Source organism: Streptomyces sp. A012304 (assembly GCF_026008495.1).
Lineage (GTDB): Bacteria > Actinomycetota > Actinomycetes > Streptomycetales > Streptomycetaceae > Streptomyces.
In genome coordinates, this window is the sequence record NZ_BQUN01000089.1 from 64,910 (window position 1) to 87,539 (window position 22,630).

A 22,630-nucleotide genomic window follows, 5' to 3' on the forward strand; every position below is an offset into this window, starting at 1 on the left:
CACGGAAAGTGAAGCCTCCGCGACCGCGGGATCGGTCCGGAGGCATGGACGACAGCCCGAGGAGCCGTCGACATGCCGCAGCGTACGCAGCCGGAGCAGCAACCGGCCATCCCCGAACGCACCGTCATCGGCTGGTGTGCCTGGCACGAGGCCTACAGCAACACCGCGCGGCCGGTCCGCGACTCCAGCGGCGCCCGCCTGTTCGCCTGCGTCTCGTGCCGCCAGGCGTACGACCTGGTCCCGATCGGCGACCAGCCGTGAACGCGGGGTTCGTCGACGCGGTCGGGATGCTGCCCATGCCGAACGCGCGCAGCCTCGCCCGCAAACGGATCGACGGCGCCTGCTGCGTCTGGTGCGGGGGCACCGCCGTCATGGACCTGGGGCCGCGTCTCAGCGTCGTCGACGGCGCCCTGAAGCGGTGGGAGCCGCGGGCCTGCCGGCCGTGCGCCGCCCGCGAGGCTGCCCGGGTGTACGGCATCCACATCCAGTCGTGCGCCCGATGCACCCACCACGACTACTGCCCCGACGCCCGCGCGCTCCACGCCTTCTCCCGGGAGGGCCAGTAGCCGCCGCTCCTTCGGCCCGTCCTCACCCCCGTCGAGGGCGGACGGGCTTGCGTACAGGTCCATACAGGGCAACATCTTCGGCATGGACTTCTGCGACACCGTCCGCGAATGCTGCCGCCGACTCCTGGCCACGGCCACCGAGCCGATGACCGTCGCCCACATCGCCGCCGCCGTCGACACCACCCCGACACAAGCCAGTCGCGCGCTGCGGCAGCTCGAAGCCGAGGGCGCCGCCGTACGCGACCGCAGCCGGACGGGACGGCGCTCCGGCTGGACCCCGGACTGGTGGACCGCCGCCCGTATCAGCCCGTCCTCGGCAGGCGCCCCTGCAAGCGCAAGTCGTCCATCATCGACACAAGCCAGGTCTGCAACTCGAACTTCGACCCGATGGCCCCCCGGTTCGTGAAGGTGATGTTGTAGTTGTTCACCACCGTCGTCGGGGCGCTGCTGGTGCGGACCGCCCCCACACCGAGGGCCGCACCCACATTCCCCCCAGACACCCCCGCCGGCACCGGGCGCGCCGTCATCGGCACCGCCACCGCATCCTGCGCGGCCTGCGCCACCATGGCCGCTGCCCGCTCCACCAGTGCCGTCCGCTGCGCCATGCCTTCCGCCAGGGACTCGCCGATCGCCCGCCCCGAGTACAGCACCCATCCGCGTCCCGAGAACGGGCCCTCCTTCGCGGGCGACCCCGGGAAGAGGCCGCGGGCCTTGCTGACCACGCTGCTCACCGCGGAGACCACGTCACCGATCTTGCTGAAGATGCCGTCGACGAACCCCGCGATCAGAGCCCGCCCCGAGCTGTACAGCCTGCCGCCCAGGTCCCCGAGAGCCGACGCCGCGCGCCCCGGCAGACCGGACACCGCGCTCACGGCGTCGCCGATCTTGTCGCGGATCGCCGTCACCATCGACGCGCCGGCGCCCCGCGCTCGCTCCGAAAGCTTCCCGCCCAGACTCAGCAGGGCGGCGGCCGCACGCCCCGGCAGACCGCGAATCCACGACACCGCCTCGCCGATCTTCGTTGAGATCGTGGACACAAGAGCCGAACCGGCCTCGACCGCCCGCTGCTTCAGCTTCCCCGCCAGGCCCCCCAACGCGGCAAAGGCCTTTCCCGGGAGCTGCCCGAACAAGGTGTTCATGGTGCTGATCGCACCGGACACGACGCGTTTGGCGCCCTCCCACGCCCCGGAGAAGTCACCCCGCAACAGGGACGTGAGCGCGCTGATCGCAGGCACCACCACCGAGGTGAGAACCCGGGACAGATGCCCGGCGAACATCGCCGCCAGCTTGCCCACCAGCCCGATCAGCGGCGTGATGATCGGCATGAGGCCGGAGACGATCCCGATAGTGAGCTGACTCATCGCCGTCAGCAGCGGGCCGGCCGCCGCCAGCACCTGTCCGAACGCCGCACCCATCTGCGCGAGCGACGGGGTCAGCGTGACGATGAGCCGGGCCAGCATCGGGAACACCGTGCGGGCCATGGCCGACAGGTGCGTCGCCAGCGGGGTGATCAGGGCGGGGAGCTGCGCCAGGATGGGCGCCAAGGCTGTGCTCAAAGCCTGCCCGAGGAGTTTCACCACCGGTCCGGCCTGCGCGAACACGTCTCCGATGGCCGTGAGGAGCGGCACCAGCGGCGGCAGCAGCGACGCGATGAGGTTGCCGACGACCGGCAGCAGCGGCGAGAGAGCGTCGATCAGGACACCGACCGCGTCGGCGGCCGCCGCGAGAACCGGGCCGAGAGCGGCGATGATCGGCGAGAGGGCGTCCCCCAGGCTGCCGATCAGCCGCTGCACCGGAGGGCCGAGCGCGGTCAGGACGGGGGCGACAGCGCCGAGCGCCTGGCCCAGCAGCGGGGCCGCGGTCTGGGCGAGGGTCGCCATGGTCTGGAACAGGGCCTGCAACCCGGACTGCACCTGCGGTGAGGCGAACGCTGTCTTCAGCGCCCCGGTGATCTCCTTCAGCGTGCCGATGAAGCCGCCGCCGGACACCTGCGCCGCGGAGAACACCGAGCCGATGACGGAGCCGATGTTCCCCGCGATGGTGCCCAAGTCCTTCAGCAGCCCCACAGCGGTCTCGATCGCCTGCTGCATCGCCCCGGACTCGAACGCCCGCGTAAGGCTCTCGGACAGGCGCTGGATCGGCCCCTGCGCGGACTTCCCGAGCCGCTCGAACGTCGGCGCGGCCGCCGCCCCGATCTGCACCAGGCCCTGCACCAGCACCCCGGGGAGCGCCGTCAGCCCCTTCAGGCCGCGCGTCGCACCCCCGAGAGCCTGCCCGAGCGCACCGGACTGGCCGAGCCCGGTCGCGGTGTCGAGGACACCCCGGGCCATCAAGTTCAGCGTGCCGGCCGAGTCCCGCACTGCCGCCGACAGCTGCGGCATCGTCGCCGCCGCTGTCCGCTTGAAGGTGGTGTCGAGCTTCTCGAAGAGGCTGTCCTGCACCTGCGTACGCAGCGACTGGAACGCGGGCTGCATCGAGCGGAGCCGCTCGACGAACGCGCGCGCATTCGGGGAGAGCTTCTTCAGCGCCTCGGCGTACTTCTCCGGGTCGGACGGATCGAACGCCGCCGCGACCGCGTCGCCCACACCGGCCATGCCGATCTTCACCGCTGCTACGGCCGTACCGACGGCGATGATCCCGGTAGCGGCCACACCAGCCGCCGGCGCGATGTTGGCCAGACCCGCGACCAGGCCGGCCGCCACGGGGGCTGCGGCGCCGAGCTGGGCAGCGACACCGGCAAGACGGGCGCCGACCGCGCCCAGCGACCCGGCCACACCGGACAGGGCCCGCAGAGACAGACCGAGCCGGTCACCGCCCCCGGCCGCGTTCGTGAGACTGCGGTTGATCGCCGCGCCCTCGGCGACGAACCGGCCCCGCACGTCCCGAATCCGGCCCTGCGCATCCCGGGAGAACTGGTTGAGGGCGCGCAACGCCGGATCGGTGTTGGCGTTGACGTTGATCGTTGCGTCGCCGACCTGGCCGTCACCGGCAGGAGTACTCATAGACCGACGGTGCCGACGAAACCGCCAAGATCATTCCGGCGGGGTTGCGGACTCCAGATGCTTCATAGCCTGCTCAGCCGTCACACGGCCCGCACCCTCCAGCGCCGTCTCCAACACGCGCGACGGCGCAGGCTCAACCAGGCTGACGCCCGTGGCCGCTTCGACCTCGACGCGGATCCGCTCCACCTCCAGCACCGCCGCCCACACCTGATCGGTCCCGGACAGTTGCTGCGCCGCGAGGATCGCGGCCTCCAGCCGGAGAGCGCCCTCGTCGAGGATCTCCTCACGATCGCCCACCCGACACCTCCCTCACACGGTAGAAGCGGGTCCCGCCACCGCGCCGAGAGGGCAACACGATCTCCCCCACCTCCGGGCCAGCCGCGTGCACATGCCTGCGATGGCAGTACGGGCAACGCAGACACCACATCGGCGGATCGATGAACGTACGCGGCGGCCGCCGCGTCGCCTCCACCACCGGCAGCACGGTCGCGCCGCTCACTGCCGGCCCCGAGCCGACGCCCGACGCGGACACCCACAGCCGGCCGCAAGCAGGTGACCGCATGCGAGCCGTCCCGGCCTGGCCGCAGCCGCCCGCCCGTCGACCACGGCCGCATCCGCCGTCAGCGCCCGCAACGTCTGCTGCAACCGGATCGCACGCCGCTGGTCACCCTCCCGCTTCGCCACCTTCAACTGACCCCGCACCTCACGCAGCCGACGAGCGACCAGCGCCTTACCGTCGTCGTCCTTGTCCTTCACGGGCCTCGCCGCGACCACCGGCGCCCGCCGCCCGGCCCACTCCCGAGCAGCCTGCCGTTCGGCCGCAGACGGCCCCACAGACGCCGCAGACGGACGCTCCCCGCCCGGATGCACCCGCGCGGCGAGAGCAGCGAGCACAGGCCCGTACAAGCCCGGTCCGCACTTCTCGCACGGCTCCTGGTCGAACAGCGCCCGGAACCCCTCGGAGAACTGCGTCGGCGCCCAGCCGCCCAGCACCTTCGCGAAATCCTGCGCCCTGCACCACCGGCACCCGTCCCCCGAACACGCCGCCGTCAACGCCGCGTTCCCGAACAGCAGCCGCGCCACGTCCGACACCAGCGACAGGCGCCGCCGCTCCGCCTCCGCACGGTCTTGCGGAAGGTTGGCGCCGAGGTCCCTCGGATGCAGCACACGGCGCGTCTCCCGGGCCAGACGCACCGGATCCTGCATGCGCCCCGCCAGATCAGCCAGAGCCGCCGCCTGCCGAGCCTTGAGCACCTCGTGAACGTGCCGGGAGTCGAGACGGACGGGGTCGACGCTGAGCACTTCCAGCTCACCCCGGTTGATCCAGTTGCGTACGGTCTTCTCGGTGACACCGAGGTAGCGGCCAGCCTGAACGGCGCTGAGGATGCTCATGTCCGGGGACGGTAGGCACCCTCCCGGAAAGATCATTCCGGTGCCGGAAAGCGGGTACCGGAAACGGGGCTACCGTGACCCTGATGCCGTCCCGGGCCGGTTCGCAGGCACCGTCCCGGGACCGCGTCACAACGGCCCGCCCCTCCTTCGTGGTGTCAACGGGGCGGGCCACCACACGCCTACCGGCCCGGCCGCCAAATCCGCTCACCCATCGGCGACCCACCCCGCCGCCACGGCGACAACGCGCCCGCCGGCACCACCGGCTCCTCCCGCGGCCGCCAACCCGACCGCGCCCGCTCCGCCGCCAACGGAGACGCGAAACCCCTGGGCAACCGCCACAGCTCCGCCCGCACCGGCTCCTCCACAGCCCGCTGCGGCGCCCTACGCGCCCGCGCAGCCTGCCGCCGCTCCTCGTGCACCCGCTCGACGTGCTCGGCCTTCAGCGCCTCGTACGCGACCACGAGCGCATCGAACTCGGCCTGCCTGCCCTCACGCCGCATCTTCACCATCGCCCGCCGCATCCGATCCAGACGCGCCTCAACCTCGTCAGCCATCCCTACGACCCTCCTCCTCGTCGACCTCGGCGAGCAGCGCATCCACATCCACGCCAGGCTCGTCCGCCGTCAGCTCACGCAACCGCTTCTCCATCGCGGCCTGCGCCGCCTGGCCCTCGTCGACCACCGGCACCAGCGGCTCCGGCAACGGCTCACCCAGCAACCGAGCCTGAGCCGCCCGCACCGCCAACTGCCGCTGCCCCTCGTCGAGCTGCAGCACCTCAAGCGCCGCGGTCAACGCGTCCACCACGATGTGCCCCTGGTCGTCGAGATGCCGCTCAAACGTCACCGCGATCGGCTCCACCGCGTCCGTACCCAACGCCTTCGCCTGCCGCTCCAACACCTTCAACGCCGCCGTCACCGCCCGCGTATCACCCTCCATCGCCGCCGGCCACACCGCCGCCAACAGGGCGTCCGTCCGCTCCCTCGCGAGCAGCGCCGCATCCGTACGCGCGTCGTCCCCGACGCTCTCCCGCACCTCGGCAAGAACCTGGCTGATGCGCTGCTGACTGACGCCGTACGTCGCGGCGAGCCGGGCCTGCGTCCAGCCGCCGACGTACCGCGCCCAGATCTCGTGATCCCGCTCGTCGAGCCGATCAGGCATGGGTCACCTCCTAGTGAAAGCTTGTGCTCTGCGCGGCCGTACCGGTTCCGGAGCAGGCAGAAGGGCCCGACCGTCCGGAGACAGCCGGGCCCGTGGAATCCTGGGGGTGGCCGCCCCGGTACCCGCGGGGCGGCCGCTCTGCGTGCGGGTCAGGCGTCAGTACCAGGTCAGGTGCTGGCCGGGCGCGTCGAATGCACGGATACCGTCCGGGCGTAGTCGTTCCGTCAGCGCGTAGTACAGCTCGTGGCTGGCTGCGATGCGGTGTTCGTCGCAGGACACGACGCCCATCGGGATCCCGCTGGCGTGCTTCGCCAGGACGAAGCCGGTTGAGTCGTCCTCGATGACGACGTCCTCCACGGCGAAGGTCGCGAGGGTCGCTGGCTGGGTGCAGCCGTCCGGGTCCTGGCAGAGGATGCCCCTGCGTAGACGTGAGACTCGCTCCACTCGGGTCTGCAGGATCGCGTACCCGTGGTCGCGGATGTCGTCGGCCATCTCGTTCCCCGCCCCGTGGACGAGGGTCCGTTTGGTCACGTGGTTTTCCTTCGGTTGGCCGACCGCGGTCTGCGGCCGGAAGTCAGTGGTCGGTGTCTGGCATGGCAGACACGGGCTCGTCGTCCTGGCCGTCGTCGACGTCGTCCTCGTCGGCCCGCTGCTCGGCCTGGCGGCGCAGCTTGTTCGCATGCCGCGCTGCGAGACCACGCCGGCGGGCGGCCGACAGTTCGTCACGCCGCTGCTTCGCGGCCTGGACCCGGGCCCGCGCCGCCGCGATACGAGCCTGCACCTGCTGCTCCACATGGGATGCCATGGGCGGTCTCCGTTCAGGGGCGGAAGGTGCCGGGAACGGCGGCGCGCTGCGCTTGGATCTGGCGCCAGGTGGGGCACCAGTCGTCGTGCGCGATACCGATGGACCACAGGCCCGGCTCGAGCTGGGTCATGTGCTGCTCGGCGTTGCAGGTGTCGCAGCCGCCGGGGATGACGGCGCCGTCGAGTTCGGGCGGGATGACGCTCATGGGACTCCTGTCGTTATGTGCCTTATGTCTCTTGGTGGATCGGTGGACCGTTTCCGGTGGACCCGCGCATGCGCTCGGTCCGCTCAGCCTCATGTGCGAAAGTGGGGTTACTAGTTTAGTTTTCAACTACATGCGTTTTCGCAGATCAGAGCAGCTACACCCCCTCGGCGGCTCTCTACTCGCCCGACCGAAGCGATCACCCATCCGTCACACACGCCACCGGTCCACCGAGGTCCACCCGGTCCACCGGTCCAGCAGCAGCACGAAACGGACAGAACGTCACGGCGCACTCGGGGTCACCTCCACATGACCGTCGTCGTCCTCGACCAGCCATCCGCGAGCCACTGCAAGCTCGAAGCCTGCGGGAACCTCGTTGCGCCACGTGCTGCTCGCCTTCTTCAGCAACTGCTCACGGCGCACGCCCTCGCGGATCTTCTTCACGCACCAGCGGGCCCGTACCTCCAGCCGTGCGTCAGCACGGGCCACGGCGGTGTGCGCCTGCACGGCGTCCTGTACGCGCTCCTCACGCTTCGCCTGAGCTGCCGCGGCCTCTTCCCGCGATGCACGCTGGATGATGACCGTCCGCAACTGGCAGGACACCGCCCACATCTCCTCAGCCAACTCCCAGTCCTGCACCGTGACGCCGGTACGGGCTCCGTCGAGGAGCGCCAGCAGGGCGGCGAGTTTGGCCTTCGCAAGGTTGGCGTGGACGTCGAGCGGATCGACGGCCAGCCGACCCGCGTTGCGCAGCACCAGTTCAGTGCGGATCTTCCGCTTCACCTCGTCCGGCATCGTCATGGTGACGGCCTGGAGGTTCTGCGGATGCCCGAAGTCGATGTCCGGCGCGGGCACTGGTTCCATGGGGATATCGGGGTCGGTAGCGAGGCACCACACGAACCGCTGCGCCGTGCCGGTGATGTTGTCGCGGAGGACGACCAGAGCGTTGGGAGGCTGGAAGCCGGCGACCAGTCCCATGGCGTACGTGCCGCGCTTGATGAACCTGCGACGCTCGGCGGTGGCGTTGGTCTGCCCGAGCGTCCCGGCCTGCCACGCCGACCGGATCGAGGGCCATAGTGAGGCGCCGTCCCGGCCGGCGATGCGGATGAGCGTTTCGCCCTCGTCGACGTAGAAGTACAGGTTGTGTCGGACCTGCTTCCGCACCTTGACGGTCTTCGGCTGGTTCTTCTTGTCGAGCTGGTTGAAGTCCTCCGTCTCGACCTCGCCCATCATCGCCTCGGCGACGCCCTCGCCCGAGCCGATCGGAATGCCGTCGAGGAAATCGCGGTGATCGGGGTCGGGCGCTTCGAGGAGATCCTCAGACGCCTCGTTGGACGTGCTCTTACTGCTGCCTGAGCCGTCGATGATGCCGACGAACAGGTTGAGAGAAGCGGGCTTCTTCACGCCTGTGTCGACCTTGACGTTGTGGTCGATCATCCCGGCGAGCCGCGCCATGGTGGCATACAGCACGACATCGGCTGAGCAGCACATGGCGTGCGCGTACTGCCGGATTTTCTTCAACACGTCCCGCTGGTCGTAGAACGACGCGGGAAGCTTCCCAATGAGGGGTGCAGCGTTCTCCTCCTGCCCGTCGTCGAAGAAGTCGCCCATGGCCTGCTCAAGCTCGGTCGTCACGCTGCACCCCCACCGCGCCGAGGACGCATGGACGCACTGTGAAACGTGGCCTCCGCCTCGGAGCGAGACAGCCCGACGGCGTCCGCCGCGGAGAGAAGCGCAAACTCCGCATCGATCAGGTCCAGTAGCCCGCTCTGCGCTAGGGCGTGCGCCTTGCACGCTGCGACATAGAGCGAGTTGTTCCGGCCGTGCCAGCTATGGGGCGCGGCGTCCATGACGAGCTGCACCAGCTCGGCCATGAAGTCCCGCGTTCCGTCCTCAGTGGTGACGGTCGGGACGGCACGCAACGCCGGCCTCGGGCGGGGGCGCGGCACGAGGACAGACGGCCACGCCACTGTCGGGTGTCGGAATCGGCCGTCACCCGACCACTGGTACCGGCCGCCCGACTTGTGCACGGACGGGGCGAGCAGGATGTAGCCGTTGTGCTTGAAGTCGATCCCCGGGAACGGGGTACCGGGCAGCGACACCCCAGGGCTCTGATACAGGATGTGCAAGCCGTCGCCGCCCGTGATCTGCATGAGCGCGCCAGGCAGCGGGCCCACCTTCTCCTCGACGGCGCACAGCGACTTGTGACCACCGTTGCGCGGATCGATGTCGACGACGGCCCAGCCGTTCAGCTTGCACGGCGCACCGATGTTGGCGTCCGGTTCCTCACGCCACCATTTGCGGATCAGGTCCGGGTCAGTGGTGGCGCTGTAGAAGCCGTGGCAGGTGGGCACGCCGCACTGGCATTCCTCGGGGCGGTGCTGGACGTAGATGGAACTCTCCCGGTCGCAGCGTGGGCAGTTGGCGTACGGCGCCTTGCTGCGGCGGACGCGGAACACCCGGATGCCGAGGGCCGCATAGGTGAGCGCGGCCTCCGGGAGGCTCCGGGGGATGACGATGCTGTCGGTCACGCAATGTCCTTGCAGTTGCAGCCGAAGGTGCGCGCGATCTCCCACAGCTGCCAGCCACGGGAGGTCAAGCGCCGCATCTCGGCACGGAGTTCGCTGGCCGTGAGGCCGAAAGTTCTGGTGCAGCGCAGACGGCTGCGGCGGCGCTTCACAGGTCGACTCCGATCCGACGGAGCGCGGCCCGCGTGTTCGCCACCGCCCGGGCGCCGCCCGGCGTCTTCGACACCGACACGACTCCGCGACGGCCGGCCACTACGTAGTGGCCGCTCCCGCAGAGACGCACGGTGAAGCCCTGGGAGCGGGCCTTGTCGAGCAAGTCGCGGAGATCCTTGCCGTTCACCGGTCGGCCGCCTTCCTGCGGCACGACCAGTGCTCCGGCTTACCCTCCGGGCCGGGCATGCTGGCCGGCTCACCGCAGAAGCGGCACGACAGGATCTCGGTCTCCTCCACCGTGGCGGCCGGCGTGGCGGGCTCGCTGCATACCTTGTGGTGCGGTCGGCCGGTCTCGGGGTGCCGCAACAGGGCCGGGCGTCCGCATACGACGCAAGGGGCGGGGTCGCCGACGATGGCGCGCGACCAGTCGAGCCGGGCCGGTGTGGTCTGGTCGGGCGGTGCGCCCGTACGCTGGGACATGCGTCCTCCTACTTGAGTCGAGAAGACGTCGCCCCGGGTTCGCTTGCCGGCTGGACCGGGGCTTCGTCATGGATGGGCGTCAGGCCCCCAGCCGATCGGTAGTCGGCTGGGGGCCTTCGGCGTCCAGCGGGCCGCGCCGGGGCTGGGCGAGGCCGAGCAGGGCGACGATGCGCCTGGCCTGCGCCTCGGACAGGCCGCGGTCGGCGTAGAGGTCGGACAGCGTGATCTGCTGCGTCGGGGCGTCGGTCGGCGTGGCCATCAGACGGCCTCCTGGAGGGCGCGCAGCGCTTCGGCGTACCGGTAGAGGAGGGGACCGCGGGGGGTGCGGATGCCGGCCTCCCAGTGGCTCACTGCCTGTTTGCTGACGCCGACGACGTCAGCGAGTTCCTGCTGCGACAGTTCGGCCGCTTCCCGAAGCGCCCGGCGCTGGGCCGGGGTGGGCAAGTCGCGGTGAACGCGCAGGCGAGAGCGGATTTCATCCGCCACCGTGGACTGCATGTAGACAGGCTAGCGTCATCCGATCAGTTCGTCTACGAGGGTCGCGCGATCCGCTCACTTCGATAGATCGGATACGGTCATCCGCGCGTTTTCTGCGCTGTTGCTGTTGACCTGCTGTAGCGTGCGGTGCGACATTTCCGAGGTGATGAGCACCGTGCCGACTGAACAGCCGACGAACATGGATCTTGAGATCACCCCTCCGAGCCCCGACGAGATGGAGGGCGGGACTGTCGCGCACTTCCGGCATGAATCCGAAGACGGATGGACCGTGGCCGGCACTGTCTCGCGGTCGCCGAATGGCCATGTCATTTCGCACCTGGAGATCTGGCCTGGCCGTCCGGGAGACGCGCCAGGTGGCAGTGTCACCTCGAAGGTGCTGACCAGCATCCGCGTTGGCCAGATCATCGACGCAGTCCGGTACTGGGAAATGCAGATGAAGGTGCAGGCCATGGCCTCCCGGATGAAGCACGAGTCCGGCGACGAGCGTGCCGAGGCGTTGTTGGCCGAGGTCTTCAGCAACCCCATGCATGCGCCTGGATCACAGGTCACGATCAAGACAGCCGACGAGATCATTGGTGCCGCGCCCAAGGAGCCTCGGCCTGGACGTGCTCCCCTCCCGGACGAACTGATGCGTCAGGTCGCTGAGGGGTACATCTCCGAGTGCGGCCCCGGCCAGCCCCGCGGCGCGGTGAAACGGCTCGCGCAGCGTCTCGGACGCCCGGAAGCCACGGTTGCCCGATGGGTGACCAGGGCCCGGAAGGAGGGCTGGCTCGGGCCAGGAGCATCAGGGCGGGAGATCGGTGAACCGGGCCCCCGGCTGCTCGCTGCTCGGGCTGAGGGCGACGCGGAAGACATCTGACAGGGCAAAGCGAAAGGGCCCGTACGACCGGAGTCGTACGGGCCCTCTCCTTGCCTCAGTCCGTTATCGGGACGAGCCGGGCCGGGTCGAACTTGTTGCCCTTCGACCGGTCATGCGGCAGCACCCGGTACCCGGGCACCAGGGCGAGTACCACCTCCCGCTTATCCGCCGGCCTGGCCGCCGCCCAGTTCGCCCGCACGTCGCCCTCCAGCAGACGGCGCAGCACCCTCGGCGCCCGCGCGTGCACCAGCGCCCGGGACTCCCGGATCCGCTTCTCGACGATGCCGCGCGCTTCCCGGTACTCCGCGAACGTGATCTCACGCCGCGCGTACATGCCCGCCATCTCCTTCAGCTGCGCCTCGTCGGCGGCCAGCTCGGCGCGCGCGTCCTCGGTCACCTCGGTGTCCGCGACGGTCCGCAGTTGCTCCAGCACCTTGGGCCGACCAAGGAGATCCAGCACCTGGCGTTCGATCTCGTCCTCGACGATGGCGGCTTTGATGGCGATGCCCCCGCATCCGCCCTTCGGCTTCGCGCACCAGTAGCGGACGCCGTGATTGCCCTGCCAGCCCATCAGCGGCCGGTCGCACTTCGAGCAGACCAGCACGCCCGTGAGCCACCTCTGTAGCCCGAGGTCAACGTTCCGGGCGCGCCCGGCGAGCCGGGCACAGACCTCTTCCCAGGTGTCCCGGTCGAGGATGGCCGGCCAGACCGCCTCCCCCACCACCTCGTTGCGGTGCGCGCGCAGACCTGCGACGCGAGGTTTGGTAACCACGGATCTGACACTGCGCGAGTTCCACGGGGCACCCGTCACGGTCGGCACGTCGCGGCTCTGCAGGTCGGCGGCGATGGAGTTCAGCGACTCACCCGCGTCCGGGTCGACCTTCGCCCGCTGCTCGTCGGTCCAGCCATCCCACGTGCCGAGGATGCGCGCGGCGATCTCCTTCACGATCTTCGCCTCTTCGGGCACGATCTCTAGGTTGCTGCGGTCGTAGCCATAGCCCCGGAAACCTCCGCCACCCGGCTTGCCCTCCGCCGCCAACTCCTCGTGCTTGCGGGCGACGCGACGCGCGGTGTCTCGGGACGACTTGTTGGCCACGGCGCACATGATGCGCGCCATGGTGATGTCCGCGTCGTTGGCCAGGCGCAGTGAGCCCGTGACGGACTCCACCGGGATGCGCGGCCGGCGCGACTCCACCACGTCGATCAGGTCCTCAAGGTCGCGCGGGTCACGGGCGACGCGGTCGAGGTCGTCGGCAATCAAGCCGTCGTACTCCCCGGAGGCGAGCCCGTCCAGGGCGGCCCGGAAGCCGGGGCGCACGGTACGCAGTGCGGTGGTCCCGTCCGGAAGCTTGATCTTCCGGCGTTTGAAGGCGCTCGTGTCATCCTCGGGGATCACCTTGACGACCGTCCAGCCGAGCCGTGCGGCGAGCGCGCGAGCGTCCTCTTCCTGGCGGCCGATGCCCTTGGAGAACTCGGCGTAACGACGCTTCACATCCTCGGTCTCCTCTGGCTCTTCGGCCTCTTCGGTGGCCCGCTTGTAGCTGATTCGGAGGAGTAGCACAGCCCTTGATGGAGTCATGGTCGATAGGTTACCATCGACATGTCGGATCGCCGATGCCGTTCACCTCGCGCAGCTCGTCCACCGAGCGGAAACCGCCGTGCCGCGTCCGGTAGTCGACGATGTGCTGCGCCAGTACGGGCCCCACGCCCGGCAGCGCGTCGAGTTGCTCCACGGTGGCCGTGTTGAGGGAGACCGGAGCCGCCGGCCCCGCGCCCACCGGGCCGCCGACGGAACCGGCGCCAGGCGCCCCGCCCGCCGCGGGCCCGCCCACGACGACCTGCTCCCCGTCCACAAGGAACCTGGCCCGGTTGAGGCCGTCGGTATTGGTACCCGGCCGCACCCCGCCGGCCGCGCTCAGCGCGTCGACCACCCGCGAACCGGCCGGCAGCCGGTGGATGCCGGGCTTGCGCACCTTGCCGCTGACGTCCACGACGATCTCGGCGGCCGACGTGCCTCCCGCTCCCGGCGCCCCGGGCGGACCACCGGGCTTGTCCCGCCCACCCGTCTCCTCCACCGCGTAGGGAGCGGCCGCGCGCACCACTTCCGGTGCCTGCACGGACTGAGTACGTCCCGCCCAGAAGTGCTGCACGGCGAAGGCCATGACGGCGACCACCAGCACCGCGAGCGCGAGCACGCTCCTGCGTTCCAGTCCGCAGCGCGCCTGCAACCACACGGGCATCCGCTCCCGCAGAGCGAGCCCGGCCCGCCCCCGCCAGTCGCCGACCTCCCCCGGCGCCTCGGCAGGCACCGCACCCGCCTCGGACTCCGCGCCCTGGTCGCCCACGCTCCCCTCACCCGGTGGCCCCACCCCCAACTCCAACCGCTCCCCGCCGCGTTGCCCGAAAAGCAGCTCCGCCCTCCGGCGCAACTCTTCGGCCGGGGCATGACGGTTCCCCACGCGGCCACGTGGCGAGGAGAGCCGTCGGTGTCGGACGCGGCCGTCGGAGCCGGGTCGGCGGCCGGGACCGCTGGTCGCGCGCGTCGTACGTGAGCATGATCGAAGTGCCATGCGACGAGGATCGGGCATTCCACCGATCCGCGATGATCTTGCTCAATTTCGGTGGATGACGGCCCAGTTGTGGAGAGCCGCATCACCCACACGAGTGAAGGGGGAAGAGCGCCCAACCTCGTCTCACCGCGCCGAGACCACGGCTCCCAGCAAACCGGGCCCGGTGTGCGCCCCGATCACCGCCCCGACCTCACTCACGTGCAGCTCCGAAAGGCCGGGAACGCGTTCCCGCAGACGGTCCGCGAGGGCCGACGCCCGTTCGGGGGCGGCGAGATGGTGGACGGCGATGTCGACGGGCGCGGTGCCCGCCCGGTCCGCGACCAGCTCCTCCAGGCGGGCGATCGCCTTCGACGCCGTCCGCACCTTCTCCAGGGGTTCGATGCGCCCTTCGTCGAGCTGGAGCAGCGGCTTCACCGCGAGCGCGGACCCCAACAGGGCCTGGGCGGCGCCGATCCGGCCGCCGCGGCGCAGATAGTCGAGGGTGTCGACGTAGAAGTAGGCGGTGGTGCCCGAGGCCCGCTTCTCCGCGGCCGTGACCGCCTCGTCGACCGTGCCGCCCGTCTCCGCGACCTCGGCCGCCGCGAGCGCGCAGAAGCCGAGCGCCATCGCGATCATGCCGGTGTCCACCACCCGCACCGGCACCGGCGCCTCCCGCGCCGCGAGGACCGCCGCGTCGTACGTGCCGGACAACTCGGCGGACAGATGCAGGGAGACGATGCCGGTGGCGCCGGAAGCGGCGACCTTGCGGTACGTCTCCGCGAAGAGCTGCGGGCTGGGCCGCGAGGTGGTGACGGAGCGTCGCTTCTGCAGCGCCTGGGCGAGGGAGCGCGTCGAGATCTCGGTGCCCTCTTCCAGTGCCTGACCACCGAGGACGACGGTCAGAGGCACCGCGGTGATGCCGTGGCGCTCCATCGTCCCCTGCGGCAGGTAGGCCGTTGAATCCGTGACGATCGCGACATGGCGGGACATGAGCTGGAGGTTACCTGGCGTAGCGCCCGGACGGCAGCCCGGCCCCTCTGACCTGGAACACCCTTGACCGGATCAGGTCGTGCTCTCGGGGCGCGGCTTCTTCTGCCAGGGGTAGGTGGGGCGCGGGCCCGGCGGGGTGATGGCGGGCCGGGTCGGCTGCTCCGCAGTGTGCGGCCGGGGCGTCTCCGGCCAGGTCTGACTGTCGTCCGCCGCGTCGGCGGCGACCGGCGCGTCGGGCCAGGGTGCGGAAGAAGTCCGCGGGGCGGACGTCTGCGGGGGCTCTGTCGTGTCCCAGTGGCGCAGGGCGCCCGCCTCGACGTCGATCTGCGCGCTGAGCATGTCGAGGTCGTCGTCCGCGAAGCGGCGGGCCCGGTCCCGGGCCGCCCAGCGCAGCGAGTCCGCCGAGGAGGTGATGCGCTCGGTGCGCTCCCGCAGCGACGGCAACCGCTCGGCGAGCCTGGCCCGGTCGGGTTCGGACTCCAGGCGCTTGAGTTCGCCGTCCAGCTCCTTGCCGTGTGCGCTGAGGCGCTCGAACAGGCCGAGGGACTCCTTCAGGGACTCGTCCTCGGCCACACCCGCGTGCAGCGCGTCCTGGGTGGCCCGCATCGACGTGCGCAGCTTGAGGCGGAGCTGGGCGATCTCCCCGGCCGGTCCGATCTGCGCGAAGGACTTGGCGCGCAGGGTGTGGTCCTCGACCGTACGGCGGGCCTGGGTGATGGTGCGGTCCACGCCGCGCTTGGCGGCTCCGACCGCCTTCACCGTGGCGTAGGCGCCAAGTGCGATGAAGAGCACGAAGAGCAGGGCGAAAACGGCGATCACTGCTTCCACGGTGCTCCTCCTCCGATCTCCCGTGACGGTCGACGACGCATGCCGCGCCGCTCTTCAACGGTAAACGCAAAGGGCAGGTCCGGAGTTCCAGAAGAACCCCGAACCTGCCCGTAGGGGACTACCCCGAACTCGCCGGCGCCTACGCCGGAACGATGTTCACCAGCTTCGGCGCTCGCACGATCACCTTGCGGATGCCCGCCCCGCCCAGCGCCTTCACGACGTTCTCGTCGGCCAGCGCCACCTTCTCCAGCTCCTCGTCGGAGATGGCCGGCGGCACCTCCAGCCGCGCCTTGACCTTGCCCTTGATCTGCACGACGCAGGTCACGCTCTCGTCCACGACGTACGCCGGGTCGGCCACCGGGAAGTCCTGGTGGACGACCGAGTCGCTGTGGCCCAGCTTGCGCCACAGCTCCTCGGCGATGTGCGGGGCCAGCGGCGCGACCATCAGCACCAGCGGCTCCGCGACGGAACGCGGCAGCGCTCCACCGGCCTTGGTCAGGTGGTTGTTCAGCTCGGTGACCTTGGCGATGGCGGTGTTGAACCGCATGCCCTCCAGGTCTGCGCGCACCCCGTCGATCGCCTTGTGCAGGGCGCGCAGCGTCTCCTCGTCGGGCTCGGCGTCGACGACGGTGACCTCGCCGGTCGCCTCGTCGACGATGTTGCGCCACAGCCGCTGCAGCAGCCGGAACTGGCCGACCACCGCGCGCGTGTCCCACGGCCGGGACACGTCCAGCGGGCCCATCGCCATCTCGTACAGGCGCAGCGTGTCGGCACCGTACTCGGCGCAGATCGACTCCGGAGTCACCGCGTTCTTCAGGGACTTGCCCATCTTGCCCAGCAGGCGGCTGACCTTCTCGCCCTGGTAGTAGAAGGCGCCGTCGCGCTCCTCCACCTCGGCGGCGGGCACCGCGAAGCCCCGGCTGTCGCGGTAGACGAACGCCTGGATCATGCCCTGGTTGAACAGCTTGTGGAACGGCTCGGCCGACGACACGTGCCCCAGGTCGTACAGGACCTTGGACCAGAAGCGGGCGTACAGCAGGTGCAGCACCGCGTGCTCGGCGCCGCCGACGTACAGGTCGACACCGCCGTGCGGCTGCCCCTCGCGCGGGCCCATCCAGTACTGCTCGACCTCGGGGTCGACCAGCTTCTCGCCGTTGTGCGGGTCCAGGTAGCGCAGCTCGTACCAGCAGGAGCCGGCCCAGTTGGGCATGGTGTTGGTCTCGCGCCGGTACCGCTTGGGGCCGTCGCCCAGGTCCAGCGTGACCTGGACCCACTCCTCGTTGCGCGACAGCGGCGTCTCGGGCTGGGTGTCGGCGTCGTCCGGGTCGAAGGTGCGCGGCGAGTAGTCCTCGACCTCGGGCAGCTCCAGCGGCAGCATCGACTCGGGCAGGGCGTGGGCGACGCCGTCCTCGTCGTAGACGATCGGGAAGGGCTCGCCCCAGTAGCGCTGCCGGCTGAACAGCCAGTCTCGCAGCCGGAAGTTGACGGTGCCCTCGCCGATGCCCTTGCGCTCCAGCCACTCGGTGATGCGCGTCTTGGCCTCGACGACGCCCAGGCCGTCCAGGCTGACCTCGTCGTTCGACGAGTTGATGATCTTCGCCTCGTACGACGAGAAGGCGTCCTCCCACGTCGAGGTGTCCGTCCCCCGCCCGTCGGTCGGCTCGACGATGCAGTGGATCGGCAGCTCGAAGGCGCGCGCGAACTCGAAGTCGCGCTGGTCGCCCGCCGGGACGGCCATGATCGCGCCGGTGCCGTAGCCCATCAGCACGTAGTCGGCGATGAAGACGGGGATCTTGTCGCCGTTGGCCGGGTTGGTGGCGTACGCGCCGATGAAGACGCCGGTCTTGTCCTTGGCCTCGGCCTGCCGCTCGACGTCCGACTTGGAGGCGGCCTGCGCGCGGTAGGCGGCGACGGCCTCGGCGGGGCTCGCGTGACCGCCGGTCCAGACGTCGTGGGTGCCCTCGGGCCAGGCGTCCGGGGTGAACTTCTCGACCAGCGGGTGCTCGGGCGCCAGCACCATGTAGGTGGCGCCGAACAGGGTGTCCGGGCGCGTGGTGAAGACGGTGATGCGCTCCCCGTCGATCGGGAAGTCGACGCGGGCGCCCTCGGAACGGCCGATCCAGTTGCGCTGCTGCAGCTTGATGGCCTCGGGCCAGTCCAGCGCGTCCAGGTCCTCCAGCAGCCGGTCGGCGTAGGCGGTGATGCGCATGTTCCACTGGCGCAGCTTGGCCTTGAAGACCGGGAAGTTGCCGCGCTCGGAGCGGCCGTCGGCCGTGACCTCCTCGTTGGCCAGCACGGTGCCCAGGCCGGGGCACCAGTTGACCGGGGCGTCGGAGGCGTAGGCCAGGCGGAACTCGCCCAGGACGTCGGCGCGCTCGGCGGCGCTCAGCTCGCCCCACGCGCGCGTGTGCCCCGGTACGGCACGCTCACCGGACTCGAACTGGGCGATCAGCTCGGAGATCGGGCGGGCCTTGCGCGCCGTGTCGTCGTACCAGGAGTTGAAGATCTGCAGGAAGATCCACTGGGTCCACTTGTAGTAGTCCGGGTCGATCGTGGCGAACGAGCGGCGCTTGTCGTGGCCCAGGCCCAGCCGGCGCAGCTGGGACTTCATGTTGGCGATGGCCGCCTCGGTGGTGACCCGGGGGTGCTCGCCGGTCTGCACGGCGTGCTGCTCGGCGGGCAGGCCGAAGGCGTCGAAGCCCAGGGTGTGCAGGACGTTGTGGCCGGTCATGCGCTGGTAGCGCGCGAAGACGTCGGTGGCGATGTAGCCCAGCGGATGGCCGACGTGCAGTCCCGCACCGGACGGGTACGGGAACATGTCCATGATGAACTTCTTGGGGCGGGCCACGACGGCGGGGTCGCCCGCCAGGTCGCCCTTGGGGTTCGGCGCCGCGTACGTGCCGTCGGCGTCCCAGAAGTCCTGCCAGCGTGCCTCGATCTCGGCTGCCACGGCGGCCGTGTAGCGGTGCGGCGCGGCCGCCTCGGCGGTGGCAGCGGGGTTCGTCTCGCTCATGATCCTCAAAGCTCCATCGATCGTCTCTGCCAGCGGCTGTCACACTCGGGAAACGAAAAATCCCCTCGCACAGGAGGGGACGCCGCGCCGATTCCGAACCACCCGGTTCACCGGCGTTCGGGACTGATCAGCGCGGCTCGCTAAGCAGAAGGCGTACGGCACGCATGGCGCAAGGGTACCGCAGCGCTTGAGCAGACCGCGACGCTGTTGCGTATCCACTGTGAACACGTCAAGCACCGAGAGGCGAGGTTGAACCCGAGTCAAAGCTTACTTCGCGTAACAGCCGCTAAGGGACATCACAGCGGCCACATTGTCCTTTGATAACAGCGCAATAACTCAAACCTCGTACCCGTCGGTATGGCGCCACTTAGAGTGCGGCAGCGGGACCGCTTTCCCGAACTGCTCGGAGTTGCCCCCATGAACCCTCGTCGTAGTAACAGCTCGCTCCCCCAACCGGGCCGGTCGGCCTATGGGGTGGCGTCCGCTGTCGTCCTCATCCTCATACCCGTGATCGTGCTGGTCGGAGGCAGCCAGTTCCGCGAGTTCCTGAACTTCGGCGCGGGTGTGCTGTCCCTCGTGTCGCTCAGCTGTTCGGTGATCTGGGGTCTGGTCGCTCAGGACCGGATCTTCCTCAACACGCGCCAGCGGATCATCGGCCAGGCCGTGCACCGGACGATGGCGGTCGCCTCGATCGCGTTCCTGCTGCTGCACATCTCCGCGAAGATCGCGCTGGAACACACCGTGCTGATCGCCGCGATCATCCCGTTCTCGCTCGGCATCACCGGGACCGAGGGCCTGATCGGCCTCGGCTCCCTCGCCGGGCTGCTGATGATCTTCGTGGGCATCACCGGCGCGCTGCGCAGCAGGTTCGCCTCCCCGGCCCCGGTCGCGGCCCGCTGGCGGGCCATGCACATGCTGGCCTACCCGGCCTGGTGTGCCGCGCTGGTGCACGGACTCTACGCGGGTCGCGCGGCCAAGCCGATCTTCGTGTTCCTCTACGGCCTGTCCCTCCTGGGCGTGATGGCCGCCCTCGCGCTGCGGGCCGCCCCGCGCCCGTTCAAGCGCAGGATCGCCGACCAGATCGCCTCGGTCCTGGGCACCGAGGAGCCCGCCGGCCGCGACGCGCTGGACGCGAGCCGCGCGCGCATGGCGGAGGCCTCGTCGCTGCCGGGATACGACAGCCGCTCGGGCCGGTCGTCGACGGCCGACACCATGAGCTCCACGCGCATGACGCCGCCGTCGTCGCCGCTGTTCGACACGCCGGCCACGCCGGAGCCCGCGAACGGCTTCGCGGCCGCCTACCGCGCCGTGTCCACACCACCCCCGCGCGGGCAGCAGCCGTTCGCCGCCGATCAGACCGCGCGCATGGACATGCCGTTCGACACGCAGTCCACGGAGGCGATCCCGCGGGTCGACAGCGGTGGCAGCACCTCGGGCAGCTGGCCGATCCCGTCCCCGCCACCGGTCGGCGAGGCTCCCCCGTCCGCCTACGACCCGCTCCAGGACACGGGATTCAACATCCCGGTCTATGGCAATCCGGGCACCGGCGGATACGGCGGAAGTGACATGTACGACACCGGTGAGACGAACACCCGGTATGACACGTACAACCCGACTGACACGTACAACAGCGGTCCCGCCAATGAACCATCGCCCGGCGCGTCGTTCGACGCACCGGGTTCGGGCGAACCTTGGAACACGCCTTCCGGAGGCTATAGGTGAACGAGGCCCTGCCCGACGTCCCAGAAGTCCGCGTGGTCGGCCTTCCGCAGCTCACGTCGGGCTTCGACCTTGTCGAGAGACTCGATCTGCCCATGCACCTGAAGGTGCACGGACCGCTTGAGCCCATGGGCGGGGAGAAGCTCGCCCAGCTCTCCGAACGCATCAATCTCAAGGGCCGCGGCGGCGCGGGCTTCCCCTTCCACAAGAAGCTGCGCGCGGTGGCCGACGCGGCGATCAAGCGGGGCGTCCGGCCGGTCGTCGTCGTCAACGGCAGCGAGGACGAACCGGCCTGCCGCAAGGACACGGTGATGATCAACCGTGCCCCGCACCTCATCCTGGACGGCGCGCTGCTGTGCGCGGAAGCCCTGGGTGCCCGCACGCTCGTGGTGGGGGTCACCCGTGAGTCCACTCAGCGCTCCATGGAGGCCGCGCTCGCCGAACGCGGCCTGAGCAACGGCCGCCGCTCGGCACTGAAGGCGTTCGTGCAACGCAATCCGGTACGCATGGTCACCGGCGCGGCCGCCTCCCTGATCCGCTCGATCGACGGCGGCCCGGCGATCCCGCCCGGCCGCAAGACCAGCGCCTCACAGAACGGCGTCGGCGGTGCACCGACGCTGCTGTCGAACGCCGAGACCTTCGCCCAGCTCGCCATAGCCGCCCGCATCGGCCCCGAGCGCTACGGCAACACCGGCCTGTACGACGAGCCCGGCACCGTGATGCTGACGGTCTCCGGCGCGGTCGCCCGCCCGATGGTGATCGAGGTCCCCACGGGCGTCCCGCTGCGTTACGTGCTTCAGCTGGCCGGCGCCCCGCCCGTCCCGCAGGGTGTGCTCACCGGCGGCTACCACGGCAAGTGGATCGACGCGGCGACGGTCAACGAGGCGGTCGTCTCCCGCAACTCCCTGGACGCGGTGGGCGGGGCGCTCGGTGCCGGCGCGATCCTGCCGATCAGCCAGGAGACCTGCCCGCTGGGCGAGTCGCTGCGTGTGGCCCAGTGGCTGGCCGAGGAGAGCGCGGGCCAGTGCGGCCCCTGCTACCTCGGCCTGCCGGCCGCCGCGCGCGGCATGGAGGACATCCTCAACGGCGGCGGCCCGGCCGCCCTGGAGGCGCTGAAGCAGGTCGCGAAGAACGTGAAGCGGCGCGGCGCCTGCTCACATCCGGACGGCTCCGCGATGTTCCTGGAGTCGACCATCAAGGCGTTCACGGACGACCTCGCGGCGCACGTCCTGGGCAACGGCTGCGGACGGCCCGTGGAGGGCGTCCTGCCGCTCTTCGAGGGCGGCATGGCCCCGACGGGCATCCCGGGCGGCGGAGAGCCCGCGGACACCGGAGACAGCCGTCAGAAGATCTTCGTCGACTGGACGCTGTGCCGGGGCCACGGGCTGTGCGCGGACATCCTCCCGGAGGTCTTCCAGCTGGGCGCCGACGGCTTCCCGACGGTGGCGCAGGCGAGGGTGCCGCGCTACGCCGAGGCCAAGGCACTGCGCGCGGTACGACGCTGCCCCGCACTCGCCCTGCGCATCGAGGAGGACACGCGCGGCAAGGAGCCTTCCCGCAACCTGCCGGTTCTCTCCCAGGGCCGCGGCCGCCGCGCCCTCGGGCGCTGAACGGCCCGCCGAACCGCAACGACCCGGGGCCGCCCGCAGACAGGCGGCCCCGCACACCTCTCCCACATATCGCGAAGGCTCCCGCCCGCGCATCGGAACACTCGTACGGGAGGCTCTCCCGCGCGTCGCCCTGCGGGAGTTCCTCGACCGTCCCTGACCACACCGGACAACAAAGAGGTCCCGCCGGATCGAATTCGATCCGGCGGGACCTGTTGTGGAGCTAAGGAGAATTGAACTCCTGACCTCCTGCATGCCATGCAGGCGCTCTACCAACTGAG

At 70.3% G+C, this 22,630-nt stretch carries 25 protein-coding genes; 6 read left to right on the forward strand and 19 right to left on the reverse strand.

Annotated features, from left to right (window positions below; translation table 11 throughout):
- The first annotated feature begins 72 nt into the window (after nt 1–72).
- The 3 genes from ALMP_RS18930 to ALMP_RS44405 all read left to right on the forward strand — a co-directional run bounded on the left by ALMP_RS18930 (nt 73) and on the right by ALMP_RS44405 (nt 972).
- Complete coding sequence (locus ALMP_RS18930; protein ID WP_264929735.1) at nt 73–261, forward strand: hypothetical protein; 189 nt, start codon at nt 73–75, stop codon at nt 259–261.
- On the forward strand, nt 258–566 hold the full coding sequence (locus ALMP_RS18935) for a hypothetical protein (RefSeq protein WP_264929737.1): 309 nt from the start codon (nt 258–260) through the stop codon (nt 564–566). Before ALMP_RS18930 ends, ALMP_RS18935 begins: the two co-directional genes overlap by 4 nt.
- An 82-nt stretch (nt 567–648) precedes the next feature.
- Nucleotides 649–972, forward strand: a complete 324-nt coding sequence (locus ALMP_RS44405; protein WP_375803502.1) for a helix-turn-helix domain-containing protein — start codon at nt 649–651, stop codon at nt 970–972.
- Here ALMP_RS44405 and ALMP_RS18940 read toward each other — a convergent pair.
- The 14 genes from ALMP_RS18940 to ALMP_RS19005 form a co-directional block, all read right to left on the reverse strand.
- Complete coding sequence (locus tag ALMP_RS18940) at nt 869–3,268, reverse strand: hypothetical protein (RefSeq protein WP_264929739.1); 2,400 nt, start codon at nt 3,266–3,268, stop codon at nt 869–871. The two genes, ALMP_RS44405 and ALMP_RS18940, sit on opposite strands and share 104 nt — an antisense overlap.
- Before the next feature lie 330 nt (nt 3,269–3,598).
- On the reverse strand, nt 3,599–3,865 hold the full coding sequence (locus ALMP_RS18945; RefSeq protein ID WP_264929740.1) for a hypothetical protein: 267 nt from the start codon (nt 3,863–3,865) through the stop codon (nt 3,599–3,601).
- 198 nt (nt 3,866–4,063) lie between these two features.
- Nucleotides 4,064–4,960, reverse strand: coding sequence for a hypothetical protein (locus ALMP_RS18950; protein ID WP_264929741.1), 897 nt, complete (start codon nt 4,958–4,960; stop codon nt 4,064–4,066).
- Between the two features lie 179 nt (nt 4,961–5,139).
- Nucleotides 5,140–5,514 carry a hypothetical protein gene (locus ALMP_RS18955; RefSeq protein ID WP_264929743.1) on the reverse strand — a complete coding sequence of 125 codons (375 nt, stop codon included), beginning with the start codon at nt 5,512–5,514 and terminating at the stop codon, nt 5,140–5,142.
- The gene (locus ALMP_RS18960) at nt 5,507–6,118 is read right to left on the reverse strand and encodes a hypothetical protein (RefSeq protein WP_264929745.1); all 612 of its coding nucleotides are present in this window, start codon (nt 6,116–6,118) and stop codon (nt 5,507–5,509) included. The genes ALMP_RS18955 and ALMP_RS18960 overlap by 8 nt, the downstream gene beginning before the upstream one ends.
- 156 nt (nt 6,119–6,274) lie before the next feature.
- Entirely contained in the window at nt 6,275–6,649 is a 375-nt protein-coding gene (locus ALMP_RS18965; protein WP_264929748.1) for a hypothetical protein, read from the reverse strand.
- A gap of 43 nt (nt 6,650–6,692) precedes the next feature.
- Nucleotides 6,693–6,923: a hypothetical protein gene (locus ALMP_RS18970; protein WP_264929750.1), complete on the reverse strand. Its 231-nt coding sequence runs from the start codon at nt 6,921–6,923 to the stop codon at nt 6,693–6,695.
- 13 nt (nt 6,924–6,936) lie between these two features.
- On the reverse strand, nt 6,937–7,128 hold the full coding sequence (locus ALMP_RS18975; protein ID WP_264929751.1) for a hypothetical protein: 192 nt from the start codon (nt 7,126–7,128) through the stop codon (nt 6,937–6,939).
- A 279-nt stretch (nt 7,129–7,407) separates the two neighbouring features.
- On the reverse strand, nt 7,408–8,760 hold the full coding sequence (locus tag ALMP_RS18980) for a hypothetical protein (RefSeq protein ID WP_264929752.1): 1,353 nt from the start codon (nt 8,758–8,760) through the stop codon (nt 7,408–7,410).
- Nucleotides 8,757–9,656, reverse strand: coding sequence for a bifunctional DNA primase/polymerase (locus tag ALMP_RS18985; RefSeq protein ID WP_264929754.1), 900 nt, complete (start codon nt 9,654–9,656; stop codon nt 8,757–8,759). Before ALMP_RS18985 ends, ALMP_RS18980 begins: the two co-directional genes overlap by 4 nt.
- A 145-nt stretch (nt 9,657–9,801) precedes the next feature.
- The gene (locus ALMP_RS18990; protein WP_264929756.1) at nt 9,802–9,993 is read right to left on the reverse strand and encodes a hypothetical protein; all 192 of its coding nucleotides are present in this window, start codon (nt 9,991–9,993) and stop codon (nt 9,802–9,804) included.
- The gene (locus ALMP_RS18995; protein ID WP_264929759.1) at nt 9,990–10,286 is read right to left on the reverse strand and encodes a hypothetical protein; all 297 of its coding nucleotides are present in this window, start codon (nt 10,284–10,286) and stop codon (nt 9,990–9,992) included. The genes ALMP_RS18990 and ALMP_RS18995 overlap by 4 nt, the downstream gene beginning before the upstream one ends.
- A 79-nt stretch (nt 10,287–10,365) precedes the next feature.
- Nucleotides 10,366–10,545: a hypothetical protein gene (locus tag ALMP_RS19000; protein ID WP_264929760.1), complete on the reverse strand. Its 180-nt coding sequence runs from the start codon at nt 10,543–10,545 to the stop codon at nt 10,366–10,368.
- Nucleotides 10,545–10,784 carry a helix-turn-helix transcriptional regulator gene (locus tag ALMP_RS19005; protein WP_264929761.1) on the reverse strand — a complete coding sequence of 80 codons (240 nt, stop codon included), beginning with the start codon at nt 10,782–10,784 and terminating at the stop codon, nt 10,545–10,547. The genes ALMP_RS19000 and ALMP_RS19005 overlap by 1 nt, the downstream gene beginning before the upstream one ends.
- A gap of 142 nt (nt 10,785–10,926) precedes the next feature.
- Here ALMP_RS19005 and ALMP_RS19010 point away from each other — a divergent pair, with 142 nt between their 5' ends.
- A complete protein-coding gene (locus ALMP_RS19010; protein WP_264929763.1) occupies nt 10,927–11,643 on the forward strand; it encodes a hypothetical protein in 717 nt (238 codons plus the stop codon).
- A gap of 55 nt (nt 11,644–11,698) precedes the next feature.
- Here the strand turns inward: ALMP_RS19010 and ALMP_RS19015 are convergent, their stop codons facing one another.
- The 5 genes from ALMP_RS19015 to leuS form a co-directional block, all read right to left on the reverse strand.
- Entirely contained in the window at nt 11,699–13,135 is a 1,437-nt protein-coding gene (locus ALMP_RS19015; protein ID WP_264929765.1) for a recombinase family protein, read from the reverse strand.
- Between the two features lie 97 nt (nt 13,136–13,232).
- Nucleotides 13,233–14,213, reverse strand: a complete 981-nt coding sequence (locus ALMP_RS19020; RefSeq protein ID WP_264929768.1) for a ComEA family DNA-binding protein — start codon at nt 14,211–14,213, stop codon at nt 13,233–13,235.
- Nucleotides 14,214–14,336: 123 nt separating this feature from the next.
- Entirely contained in the window at nt 14,337–15,182 is an 846-nt protein-coding gene (locus tag ALMP_RS19025; RefSeq protein WP_264929771.1) for a DegV family protein, read from the reverse strand.
- 72 nt (nt 15,183–15,254) lie between these two features.
- The gene (locus ALMP_RS19030) at nt 15,255–16,010 is read right to left on the reverse strand and encodes a hypothetical protein (protein ID WP_264929773.1); all 756 of its coding nucleotides are present in this window, start codon (nt 16,008–16,010) and stop codon (nt 15,255–15,257) included.
- 139 nt (nt 16,011–16,149) lie between these two features.
- Nucleotides 16,150–19,023: a leucine--tRNA ligase gene (leuS, locus tag ALMP_RS19035; protein ID WP_264929775.1), complete on the reverse strand. Its 2,874-nt coding sequence runs from the start codon at nt 19,021–19,023 to the stop codon at nt 16,150–16,152.
- 417 nt (nt 19,024–19,440) lie between these two features.
- On the opposite strand from leuS, the gene ALMP_RS19040 reads away from it, so the two are divergent.
- Both ALMP_RS19040 and ALMP_RS19045 read left to right on the forward strand, forming a co-directional pair.
- Nucleotides 19,441–20,745 carry a cytochrome b/b6 domain-containing protein gene (locus ALMP_RS19040; protein WP_264929885.1) on the forward strand — a complete coding sequence of 435 codons (1,305 nt, stop codon included), beginning with the start codon at nt 19,441–19,443 and terminating at the stop codon, nt 20,743–20,745.
- Nucleotides 20,742–22,352 (forward strand): NADH-quinone oxidoreductase subunit NuoF family protein, encoded by a 1,611-nt coding sequence (locus ALMP_RS19045; RefSeq protein WP_264929777.1) that lies wholly within the window; start codon nt 20,742–20,744, stop codon nt 22,350–22,352. The genes ALMP_RS19040 and ALMP_RS19045 overlap by 4 nt, the downstream gene beginning before the upstream one ends.
- Nucleotides 22,353–22,630 lie beyond the last annotated feature (278 nt).